General features: G+C 73.9%; 8 protein-coding genes. All 8 read left to right on the top strand.

All coding sequences use genetic code 11. The annotated features are described in order from the left end of the window. The first annotated feature begins 557 nt into the window (after positions 1 to 557). The 8 genes from IEZ03_RS32940 to IEZ03_RS32905 all read left to right on the top strand — a co-directional run bounded on the left by IEZ03_RS32940 (position 558) and on the right by IEZ03_RS32905 (position 11386). Entirely contained in the window at positions 558 to 2267 is a 1710-nt protein-coding gene (locus IEZ03_RS32940) for a peptidoglycan D,D-transpeptidase FtsI family protein (protein ID WP_465251100.1), read from the top strand. An 81-nt stretch (positions 2268 to 2348) separates the two neighbouring features. Next, the gene (locus tag IEZ03_RS32935; protein ID WP_184886202.1) at positions 2349 to 3884 is read left to right on the top strand and encodes a UDP-N-acetylmuramoyl-L-alanyl-D-glutamate--2,6-diaminopimelate ligase; all 1536 of its coding nucleotides are present in this window, start codon (positions 2349 to 2351) and stop codon (positions 3882 to 3884) included. Then, complete coding sequence (locus tag IEZ03_RS32930; protein ID WP_184886201.1) at positions 3881 to 5263, top strand: UDP-N-acetylmuramoyl-tripeptide--D-alanyl-D-alanine ligase; 1383 nt, start codon at positions 3881 to 3883, stop codon at positions 5261 to 5263. The genes IEZ03_RS32935 and IEZ03_RS32930 overlap by 4 nt, the downstream gene beginning before the upstream one ends. After that, entirely contained in the window at positions 5260 to 6318 is a 1059-nt protein-coding gene (gene mraY / locus IEZ03_RS32925; RefSeq protein WP_184886199.1) for a phospho-N-acetylmuramoyl-pentapeptide-transferase, read from the top strand. Before IEZ03_RS32930 ends, mraY begins: the two co-directional genes overlap by 4 nt. A gap of 187 nt (positions 6319 to 6505) precedes the next feature. Beyond that, entirely contained in the window at positions 6506 to 7762 is a 1257-nt protein-coding gene (ftsW, locus tag IEZ03_RS32920) for a putative lipid II flippase FtsW (RefSeq protein WP_184886197.1), read from the top strand. Between the two features lie 138 nt (positions 7763 to 7900). After that, complete coding sequence (gene murG / locus IEZ03_RS32915) at positions 7901 to 8995, top strand: undecaprenyldiphospho-muramoylpentapeptide beta-N-acetylglucosaminyltransferase (protein ID WP_132051147.1); 1095 nt, start codon at positions 7901 to 7903, stop codon at positions 8993 to 8995. Next, the gene (murC, locus tag IEZ03_RS32910; protein ID WP_184886195.1) at positions 8992 to 10398 is read left to right on the top strand and encodes a UDP-N-acetylmuramate--L-alanine ligase; all 1407 of its coding nucleotides are present in this window, start codon (positions 8992 to 8994) and stop codon (positions 10396 to 10398) included. Before murG ends, murC begins: the two co-directional genes overlap by 4 nt. Before the next feature lie 232 nt (positions 10399 to 10630). After that, a complete protein-coding gene (locus IEZ03_RS32905; RefSeq protein WP_184886193.1) occupies positions 10631 to 11386 on the top strand; it encodes a cell division protein FtsQ/DivIB in 756 nt (251 codons plus the stop codon). Positions 11387 to 11726: the final 340 nt, after the last annotated feature.

Below are 11726 nucleotides of genomic sequence, written 5' to 3'. Positions count from 1 at the left end.
GGCCTCCGCCGGGCCGCGGACGCGGCCCGGACGGGCGTGGCTCCCGCGGCCCGGCGGACCGGGACGCGGGCGGCGGCCCGGGCGCGGCGCGCGCGTCCGGGCGGCGCGCCGGCAACCCTCCGCGCCCTGCGGGCGGGAGGTCCGACGGCGCGGGACGGCCGGGCACCAAGGGCGGCGCCGCCCGCCGTCCCGCGCGCAACCCGACGGTCCCCGCCCCCCGCAAGGAGACGGGCCGCAAGGAGACGGGCGGCAAGAGCACGGGCGGCAAGGGCACGGGGGCCGGCGGAACCTCCGCGAAGAAGCCGGCCGAGAAGAAGGCGCGGAGCAGGCCGGCGCCGAAGAAGGCGCCCCGCAAGAGTTCACCTGGCAGAAGCTCACCCGCCAGGAGCTCGCCCGCCAAGAGCGCCGCGAGCCGCGCGGTGCGGACCGCGAAGGGCGCACGTCCCGCGGGCGGCGGCCCGCGCGGGCCCCGCCCCGGCGGCGGCTCGGGACGGCGCCCCCCGGGCCGCGGCCAGTGGAACCGGGTCCCGTTCCACCGGCGCGACCCGCTCAAGCGGCTGAACGTCGCGCTGCTGGTCGTCGCCTTCGTGCTGTCGCTGTTCGCGGGGCGGCTCGTCCAGCTCCAGACGATCGAGGCCGGCACGTACACCGAGCAGGCGATGCGGCAGCGCCTCCACAAGATCGAGCTGCCCGCGATCCGCGGCGACATCACCGACGCGCAGGGCCACCCGCTCGCCATGACGGTGGAGGCGCGGGCCATCACCGCCGACCCGTCGCTCATCAAGGCCGAGAAGCGGCAGTCGATCGTCAACGCGCTGGCCCCGACCCTCGACCTGGACCCGGCGGCGCTGATGCAGAAGATCAGCAAGCCGGACACGCGGTTCGTGTACCTCGCGCACGGCGTCCCGCCCGACCAGGCCCGGCTGATCACCTCGTGGGACTTCCCCGGAATCGGGACCCTTCCGGAGTACCGCCGCGAATACCCCAACGATTCGCTGGCCGCGAGCGTCATAGGTTTCGTGAACGACACGGGGAAGGGTGCCGCCGGGCTGGAGAGCTCGCTGGACGGCATGCTCGCCGGCCGCGCCGGCTGGCAGCGGGTGGAGATCAGCCTGGACGGCCAGCACATCCCCATGGGCGAGGACCAGAAGCGCCCCTCCGAACCCGGCCGCGGCGTGCGCCTCACGCTGGAGCGCGACCTGCAGTTCAAGGCGCAGGAGGCGATCGAGAAGCAGGTCGAGGCCTCCGGCGCCAAGAGCGGGAGCGTGATCGTCATGGATCCGCGCACCGGCGAGCTGCTCGCGATGGCCTCGGCGCCCGGGTTCGACCCGAACGAGTACACCAAGTCCGACAAGGACCTGTGGGGCAGCCCGCTGGTGCAGGAGGCGTTCGAGCCGGGCAGCACAGGCAAGGTCGTCACCGCCGCCGCGGTGATGGAGAAGGGCGGGGTAACCCCGCAGACGCCCTACACCGTCCCCGACAAGATGAAGAAGTACGACGTCGTGTTCCGCGACTCGCACCCGCACCCGACCGAGCGGCTCACGTTCGCCGGGGTGCTCGCCACGTCCAGCAACGTCGGCACCATCATGGCCAGCGAGAGCATCGGCCAGCAGGAGCTCTACCAGACGCTGCGCGACTTCGGGTTCGGCCGGAAGACCGGCCTGCCGCTGCCCGGCGAGACGCCCGGCCTGCTGAAGCCGCCCGCCCAGTGGTCGGGCACCGACCGGTACCCGATCGCGTTCGGGCAGACGGTCTCGGTGAACGCGGTGCAGATGGCCAGCGTGTACGCGACGATCGCCAACGGCGGCGTGCGCGTCGCGCCGACCCTCGTCGCCGGCACCGTCGGCGAGGACGACGCGTTCACCCCGTCGCCCGCGCCGGACCGCCGGCGGGTCATCAGCGAGCGGACCGCCCGGCAGATCAGCGACATGCTGGAGGGCGTGACGACCGACGAGGGCACCGCCCCCAAGGCGCAGATCAAGGGCTACCGCGTCGCGGGGAAGACCGGCACCGCCGAGGTCGTCAACCCGCGCTGCGGCTGCTACGACGGCGGCGGCTACACGGCATCGTTCGCGGGGTTCGCCCCCGCCGACGACCCCCAGCTCGTCGTGCAGGTCGTCCTGCAGAACCCGAAGCGGGGCAGCCACTATGGTGGCGATGCGGCCGCACCGGTCTTCAAGGACGTGATGAGCTTCGCCCTCAAGTCCGAGAAGATCCCGCCGACGGGGAGCCGACCGCCGATCATCCAGATCCACGCCCGGGACTGACGGCAGCGAGTACCCTCCTCGCCTGTGAGTCCACCACCCGCGTCCCAGCAGCCCCGATCCGCCCGTACCGAAAGAAACGCCATGCGCCCCACCACCAATCCGTCCCGTCCGCTGAACGGACTCGCGGCGCTTTTCGGAATCGAGCAGACCGGCTGGGAAGCGGTGTCGGCGACGGGCATCACGCACGACTCGCGGGCGGTGCGGCGCGGCGACATCTACGCGGCGCTGCCCGGCACCCGCGCGCACGGCGCCCGGTTCGCCGCCCAGGCGGCCGACGCCGGCGCCGCGGCGATCCTCACCGACCACGGCGGCTACGACCGCGCCGCGGCGACGGGGCTGCCGGTCATGGTCGTCCCCGACGTCCGCGCGCGGCTCGGCGAGGCCGCGTCCTGGGTGTACGGCGAGCCGGGACGCGACATCACCCTCATCGGCGTCACCGGGACCAGCGGCAAGACCACCACCGTGTTCCTGCTGGACGCGGGGCTGCGCGCCGCGGGCATCGAGACCGGCCTCGTCGGCGGCGTCGAGATCCGGGTGGCGGGCCGGCGGGTGCCGAGCGCGCTGACCACGCCGGAGTCCACCGACCTGCACGCGCTGCTGGCGATGATGCGCGAGCGCGATGTCGGCGCCGCCTCGATGGAGGTCTCCAGCCACGCCCTCGTCCAGGGCCGGGTGGGCGGCGCGGTGTTCGAGGTCGCGGTGTTCACGAACCTGTCCCAGGACCACCTGGACTACCACCCGACCATGCACGACTACTTCCTCGCGAAGGCCCGGCTGTTCACGCCCGAGTACTCCCGCGTCGGCGTCATCAACCTCGACGACCACCACGGCCGCGAGCTGCTGGAGATCGCCACGGTTCCGGTGACGACGTTCTCCGCGTCGGGCGACCCGGCGGCCGACTGGCGCGCGGAGGACGTGCGCGTCGGCGCCGACGGCAGCGTGTTCCGCATCGTCGGGCCCGGCGGCATCGAGGCCGACGCCGAGGTCGGCCTCGCGGGGCCGTTCAACGTCGCCAACGCGCTCGCCGCGATCGTCGCGCTGGTCGAGGCGGGCGTCCCGCTGCAGGCCGCCGTGCACGGGGTGGCGTCGCTGCCCGGCGTGCCCGGCCGGCTGGAGCGGGTCGACGAGGGCCAGGACTTCGTCACGCTCGTCGACTACTCCCACAAGCCGGGCGCCGTCGAGGCCGTCCTGAACGCCCTGCGGCCCGTCACCGAGGGCGAGCTCGCGATCGTCCTCGGCTGCGGCGGCGACCGCGACCGCGGCAAGCGCCCGCTGATGGGGGAGGCGGCCGCCCGGCTGGCCGACTCGGCGTACTTCACGAGCGACAACCCGAGGTCGGAAGATCCACTCGCGATCCTCGCCGCTATGGTCGAGGGCGGACTGAAGGTGCCGCAGCCCGAGCGGGCGCGCGTCGTGGTGGAACCCGACCGGGCCGCCGCGATCGCGCTGGCCGTCGGCCGGGCCCGCCGCGGCGACGTCCTCGTCATCGCGGGCAAGGGCCACGAGCAGGGCCAGAACGTGGCGGGCGAGGTGCATCCGTTCGACGACCGCGAGGTCGCCCGGGAGGCGCTCCGGCGCCGGGTGAAAGGGACAAGAGGGGACGGGGCGCAGGCGTGATCCCACTTCCGCTGTCGGCGATCGCGGAGATCACGGGGGGCACCGTCCACGGGTCCCCGGACGTCGTGGTCGGCGGTCCCGTGGTCATCGACTCCCGCGCGGCGGGGCCCGGGGCGCTGTTCGCCGCCTTCAAGGGCGAGCGCGCCGACGGGCACGACTTCGCGGCCGCGGCCCTCGCCGCCGGCGCCGCCGCCGTGCTCGCGCAGCGCCCCGTGGACGGGCCGTGCGTTGTCGTCGCCGACGTCCAGAAGGCGCTGGGACGGCTGGCGAGGGGCGTGCTGGACCGGCTGCCGGACGTGACCGTCACCGCGGTCACCGGCTCGGCGGGCAAGACGTCCACCAAGGACCTCATCGGGCAGCTCGCCGGCCGCGCGGGGCCCACCGTCTTCCCGCCCGGCTCGTTCAACAACGAGATCGGGCTGCCGCTCACCGTGCTGCGCGCCGACGCCGCGACCCGCCACCTCGTCCTGGAGATGGGCGCCCGCGGCATCGGCCACATCGCCTACCTCACCGGCATCGCGCCGCCCGACGTCGCCGTCGTGCTGAACGTCGGCACCGCGCACGTCGGGGAGTTCGGGAGCCGGGAGAACATCGCGCGGGCCAAAGGCGAGATCGTGGAGGCCCTGCGGCCGGGCGGCACCGCCGTCCTGAACGCCGACGACCCGCTGGTGGCCGCCATGGCGTCGCGCACCGAAGGGCGGGTCGTCACCTTCGGCCGGTCGCCGGACGCGGACGTCCGCGCCGCCGGCGAGACGCTCGACGAGCGGGGCCGGGCGCGGTTCACGCTCGTCACCCCCGAGGGCTCGGCGCCGGTCGCGCTGCTCCTGCACGGCTCGCACGCCGTCGGCAACGCGCTCGCCGCGGCCGCGGCGGCGCGGGCGGCCGGGCTCGGGCCCGCCGAGATCGCCGCGGGCCTCTCCGCGGCCGCGCCGGTCAGCCGGTGGCGGATGGAGGTCACCGAGCGGGCCGACGGCGTGACCGTGGTGAACGACGCCTACAACGCCAACCCGGACTCGATGCGCGCCGCGATCGACGTGCTCGTCCACATGGCGCGGGGGCGCCGCGCCTACGCGGTGCTGGGGGAGATGGGGGAACTCGGCGCCTCCGCCGAGGCGGAACATGCCAAGATCGGGGAGCACGCGGCGCGCAGCGGGGTCTCCGGCCTCGTGGTCGTCGGCGCGAACGCGGCGGCGATGGCCGGCGGGGCAGGGCAGGTGGGGTCATGGACGGGAGAGTGCGTGCAGGTGGATGACGTCGGCGCGGCGGTGACCGCGCTGAGCGAGCGGCTGGCGCCGCGGGACGTCGTGCTGGTCAAGGCCTCCCGCGTGGCGGGACTGGAACGGGTGGCCGAGGCGATCCTCGCGGAGGACGGCCGATGACCAACATCATCATCGCCGGCGGAGCCGCGCTGGTCTTCGTCATGCTCGGCACGCCGGTGTGGATCCGGATCGTCAACCGCCTCGGCTACGGGCAGATGATCCGCGACGAGGGCCCGGAGGCCCACCTCAACAAGCGCGGCACCCCCACGATGGGCGGGACGGTCTTCATCGTCGGCTCGCTCGTCGGCTACGCCGTGGCGCACCTCGTCACCGGGACCGAGCCGACCATCTCCGGCATGCTCGTGCTGTTCCTGATGACCGGGCTCGGCCTCGTCGGGTTCGTGGACGACTACATCAAGGTGTTCAAGCAGCGCAGCCTCGGGCTGCGCAGCGGCGCCAAGATGATCGGCATCATCCTCGTCGGCGTCGTGTTCGCCGTCGCCTCCCTCAACTTCCCCAACGGCTACCAGGTCACCCCCGCCGCCCCCAGCCTCTCCTTCCTCCGCGACTTCGGCCCCCCGATCGGCCCGTACCTGTTCGTGATCTGGGCGCTGCTGCTGATCGCGGCGATGTCCAACGGCGTCAACCTCACCGACGGGCTGGACGGCCTCGCCGCCGGCCCGGCCGGGATGGTGCTGGCCGCCTACGTCATCATCGGCAACTGGCAGCTGCGCAACAGCTGCGAGTTCGCGCTCGACCCGAAGTGCTACACCGTCCGCGACCCCCTCGACCTCGCGGTCGTCGCGGCCGCCGTGCTCGGCGGCGTGTTCGGCTTCCTGTGGTGGAACGCCCCGCCCGCGAAGATCTTCATGGGCGACACCGGCTCGCTGGCGCTCGGCGGCGTGCTGGTCGGGCTGGCGATCCTCACCCGCACCCAGTTCCTGCTCGCCATCCTGTGCGGGCTGATCGTGATGATCACCCTGTCGGTGATGATCCAGGTCGGCTGGTTCAAGATGACCCGCAAGCGCGTGTTCAAGATGGCCCCGCTGCAGCACCACTTCGAGCTGTCCGGCTGGGCCGAGACCACGATCGTCGTGCGGTTCTGGCTGATGTCCGCGCTGTTCGTCGCGATCGGCATCGGCCTGTTCTACCTGGAATGGATGCCGAAGAATTGAGCGGCCGCCGCCGGGAGGGCGGGCGGGGCCGCGCCGGCGGCGCCGGGGCGTTCGCGCGACACGCGCCCGATGTCCCCGCCGCGGGCGCCCCCGGCCCCGACACTGGGGCCATGAACCGCGCCGTTGCCGAGCCCCCCGGGCGCGCCCGCCGCGCCGCCGGGCGCCGCGCCGGAACCGTCCGGTAGACATGGCCGCCGTACCGGCCGACGAGGACGACGGCGGCCGCCCGGGGCCGCGCGAGCAGGTCGTCGCCGCCATCGGGCTGCTCGACCGTCCCCTGACGTCCTACTACCTGGTGCTGGGCTGCACGGTCATGCTGCTCGCGCTGGGCCTGACGATGGTGCTGTCGGCGTCCAGCGTCGCCCAGATCCAGGCGACGGGCTCGGCGTTCACGCTGTTCCAGAAGCAGGCCCTGTGGATGGCGATCGGGCTGCCCGGCATGTGGCTGGCGTCCCGGCTGCCCGTGCGGACGTTCCGCGCGCTGGCCTACCCGATGCTGCTGCTCGCGATCGTCATCCTCGCGCTGGTGCTGGTCCCCGGGCTCGGCCGCAGCGCGGGCGGCGCGACCCGCTGGGTCGACCTCGGGCCGGTGCAGGTGCAGCCGTCCGAGCTGGCCAAGCTCGCACTCGTGCTGTGGGGCGCCGACCTGCTGGCCCGCAAGGACCGCCTCGGCCAGCTCACCGAATGGCGGCCGCTGCTGGTGCCGCTCATGCCGGGGGCGGGACTGCTGGTCCTGCTGGTGATGATGGGCAGCGACCTCGGCACCACGCTGGTGCTGCTCACCATCTTCCTCGGGCTGCTGTGGGTCGTCGGCGCGCCCGGCCGGCTGTTCGTCGGCATGGCGGGGCTGGTCTGCCTGCTGGTGTCGATCCTCATCGTCGTCGAGCCGTACCGGATGCAGCGGCTCACCGGGTTCCTGGACCCGTCCGGCAACCAGCTCACCACGAACTACCAGAGCACGCAGGGCCTGTACGCGCTGGCGTCCGGCGGCCTGTTCGGCACGGGGCTCGGGGAGGGCCGCGCCAAATGGGACTACCTGCCCGAGGCCGAGACCGACTTCATCTTCGCCATCATCGGGGAGGAGTTCGGGCTCGTCGGCACCCTCGTCGTCCTGTCGCTGTTCGGGCTGCTCGCCTACGCGGGGCTGCGGATCGCGCGGCGGGTGAAGGACCCGTTCACCCGGCTCGCCGCGGCGGGCGCGACGGCGTGGCTCGTCGTGCAGGCCATCGTGAACATCGGCGCGGTCATCGCCGTCCTACCCATTACCGGGATCCCGCTTCCGCTGGTGTCCTACGGCGGTTCGGCCCTCATCCCGAGCCTGTTCGCGCTCGGGATGCTGCTCGCGTTCGCCAAACGCGAGCCGGGTGCCAGGCAAGCACTCTCCGCACGGGGCCCCGGACCGGTCGTGAGGGCTCTAAGCTGGCTGGGTCTGGCGCGGCGCTGAACCCCCCTCCGGGGGGCCGGGGTCCTCCCCGGACCGACTCGCCCCCTCCGGGGTGCCGTCGCCGCGTCCGTGTGCGCGCCCGCACGCCGGACGTACGGCACCCGACAAGTCGAACACGCTGAGGAGTTGTCAACCAGCATGAGGGTTGTCCTGGCCGGCGGCGGCACCGCCGGACACATCGAGCCCGCACTGGCTCTCGCGGACGCGCTGCGCCGCAACGACCCCAACGTCGGGATCGTCTGCCTCGGCACCGAGCGGGGCCTGGAGACCCGCCTCGTCCCGCAGCGCGGCTACGAGCTCGCCCTGATCCCCCCGGTGCCGCTGCCGCGCACCCTGACCCCGCAGCTGCTGTCGGTACCCGGCCGGCTGCGCGGCGCGATCAACGCGGCGGCGGCCGTCCTCGACCAGGCCCGCGCCGACATCCTCGTCGGGTTCGGCGGCTACGTCGCCACCCCCGGCTACCTGGCCGCGCGCAAGCGCAAGGTGCCGATCATCGTCCACGAGGCCAACCCCAAGCCCGGCCTCGCCAACAAGCTCGGCGCGCGCTTCACCGACCACGTCGCGGTCTCGCACGCCGACTCGCCGCTGCCCAACCCGACCTTCGTCGGCATCCCGCTGCGCCGCGAGATCTCCACCCTCGACCGGCTCGCGATGGGCGACAAGGCCCGCTCCTACTTCGGGCTCCTGCCCGACCTGCCCACCCTGCTGATCTTCGGCGGCTCGCAGGGGGCCCGCTCGCTCAACCAGGCCGCGGTGGCCGCCGCGCCGTACTTCCGGCAGGCGGGCATCCAGGTCCTGCACATCGTCGGACCGAAGAACAACGAGCAGCCCGAGCCGGTGTCCGGCGGCCCCCAGTACGTCACGATCCCGTACTGCGACCGGATGGACCTCGCCTACGCCGCCGCCGACATGGCCATGTGCCGCGCCGGCGCGATGACCTGCGCCGAGCTGGCCGCGGTGGCGCTGCCCGCGGCGTACGTGCCGCTGCCGATCGGCAACGGGGAGCAGCGGCTGAACGCGGAGCCGATCGTCGCGGCGGGCGGCGGCCTCCTCGTCGACAACGCCGACCTCACGCCCGAGTGGATCGTGCAGAACGTGCTGCCGGTGCTGGGCGACCCCGGCCGGGTCGCGGCGATGTCGGAGGCCGCCGGGCGGATGGGCCGCCGGGACGCCGACGTCGCGCTCGCCCAGATGGTGTACGACGTGGTCCGCTCGGCGGGCACCGCCCGATGAGCATGGTCGATCCAAGCGGCGTCGTGCCCGCCGGCGAGCTCGGCCGGGTCCACTTCATCGCCATCGGGGGCGCGGGGATGTCCGGCATCGCCCGCATCATGCTGCGGCGCGGCCTCGCCGTGTCCGGCAGCGACGCGCGCGACTCCGAGCTGCTCACCCAGCTCGGCGACCTCGGCGCGAAGGTCTTCGTCGGGCACGACGCCGCGTACCTGGGCGACGCCGACACCGTGGTCGTCTCCACCGCGATCCGGGACGGCAACCCCGAGCTGGTCGCCGCCCGCGAGCGCGGCCTGCGGATCCTGCACCGCTCCGCCGCGCTCGCCTCGCTGATGGCGGGCCGCCGGGCGGTCGCGGTCGCCGGCACGCACGGCAAGACCACGACGACGTCGATGCTCACGGTCGCGCTCCAGCACGCGGGCGCCGACCCGTCCTACTGCATCGGCGGGCAGCTGGTCACCACCGGGCTCGGCGCCGACGAGGGCACCGGCGACGTGTTCGTCGCCGAGGCCGACGAGAGCGACGGCTCGTTCCTCATGTACACCCCGCACATCGCGGTCGTCACCAACGTCGAGGCCGACCACCTCGACAACTACGGCGGCTTCGAGATGGTGAAGGAGAACTTCGCCGAGTTCGTCGACCGGATCGAGCCCGGCGGGACGCTCATCGCCGGCGCCGACGACCCCGTCGCGGTGGAGCTGGCGGACCGGGCGCGGGCGCGGGGCCTGACCGTCCGGACGTACGGGGAGGCCGAGGGCGCCGACCTGCGGGTGACCGGATTCACCCCGCGCGGTCTCGGCTCCCGGTTCCACCTCGGCGGGTTCGGCGAGGTCGAGCTGGGCGTCCCCGGCCGGCACAACGCGCTGAACGCCGCCGCCGTGGTCGCGGTCGCGCAGGCCCTCGGCCACGACGACGCGCCCGTCCGCGCCGGTCTCGCCGCGTTCGGCGGCGCGATGCGGCGGCTGGAGCGCAAGGGCGAGGCGGGCGGCGTCGAGGTGTTCGACAGCTACGCCCACCACCCCACCGAGCTGACCGCCGACCTGGACGCCACCCGCGACTACCTGGGCGAGAAGGAGGGCGGCGGCCGGATCGTCGCGGTCTTCCAGCCGCACCTGTACAGCCGCACCCGGTTCTTCGCCGCCGAGTTCGGCGCCGCGCTCGGCCTCGCCGACGTCGCCGTCGTCATGGACGTCTACGGCGCCCGCGAGGACCCGGAGCCCGGCGTCACGGGCGCACTGGTCGCGGACGCCGTCCCGGCGGGCACCGAGACCGTCTACGCGCCCGTCCGCGGCGAGGTCCCCGGCCTCGCCGCCTCGCTGGCCCGCCCCGGCGACGTCGTCATCACCCTGGGCGCCGGCGACGTCACCGCGCTCGGCCCCATGATCCTGGACGACCTCGCCCGCTGATCTTTTGCAGTCCAGGCCCACTTCGCTCGCCTCGCGGCTCGCTACGTGACCTGGCCGGTGCGAGCGCTGCATCGCTTCGCGATCTTCCCGGGGAGGCTCGCCTTCGGCTTCGCCTCCCCGGTCAGGTAACGCGCTCGCGTGCGTGGCCGGGGTCACTTCGGACCACGTTCTATGACACGCCGCCGGAGTGCGGTCGGGCCCGGCCGGGGGAGAACGGTGCAAAGCTTGCGTCATGACCGAGTCGCGGACGGACCGGCGGGCGGCACCGGACGAAGAGCGGGAGCCGGAGCGGGGGGAGCGGCGTGGTCGGCCGGCGCGGTGGAAGGTCGTGTTCGTCAGCCTGCTGGTCGTGGCGGCGCTCGCAGCGGTGACGTGGGTGCTGCTCGGCTCGCGGCTGCTGGTGGTGCGGCACGTCGAGGTGACCGGCACGGAGCTCGCCGCCCCCGACCGCGTCGTCGCCGCCGCCGGGATCAGCCTCGGCAAGCCGATGGCGCGGCTGGCGACCGGGGAGATCGGGGAGCGGGTCGAGCGGCTCCGGGAGGTCGAGTCCGCCGAGATCGAGCGGCACTGGCCGGGCACCGTCCGCATCGTGGTGCGCGAGCGGATCCCCGTGGCCGCCTTCGAGCGCGGCGGGCGCCACCACCGCATCGACCGGCACGGCGTCGTCGTCGCCGACGGGGAGGCCAGGCCGGCCGGCCTTCCGGCGCTGGCCGTCGCCACGCCCGGACCGTCCGACAGGACGACGCTGGCCGCCCTGTCCGTGCTCGCCGGCCTGCCGGAATGGATGACGAAGAACGTGCGCGAGGTCGGGGCGACCGGGCCCGAGGCGGTCACGCTGCGGATGGCGAGCGGGCAGACGGTGGTGTGGGGCGCCGCGGAACGGGCAGAGGAGAAGATCAGGCTGCTGGAGGCGCTGTGGCGCACGGCGGCGGGGCGGGCCGTCCGCACCGCCGACGTCAGCGCGCCCGAGGTGCTGAAGACGCAGTGACGCGCTGGCCGGCGGCACGAAGGCCGTCGGCCGCTCTCGGGGACGTGTTCGCGGTGCCGTTCGGGTCCGGTGCGTGTGTCGCGGCGATTCCGGTCGTCCGATGGGGCACGCTTGAACGGCCGCCCGCGTCCGGCGGGCGGCGCGGACGGACCGATGCTCGAGGCGGGAGGGGACGGCGGCGTGCACTGCCTCGGAACAACCAGATCTCCTTCGCCGACCAGGGCAAACCCGTGCCCAGTGCGACACGCCGGTGGAGTTGGGGGGAGGTTAGTTGACCCTGGCCGTAAGGCCGCCCTACTGTCCGTATCAGTCCTCAGGTTGACATAACTGTAAGCCTCAA

The organism is Actinomadura livida, from assembly GCF_014648675.1.
Taxonomy (GTDB): Bacteria; Actinomycetota; Actinomycetes; order Streptosporangiales; family Streptosporangiaceae; genus Spirillospora; species Spirillospora livida.
This window is presented reverse-complemented; position numbering and strand designations above follow the sequence as displayed.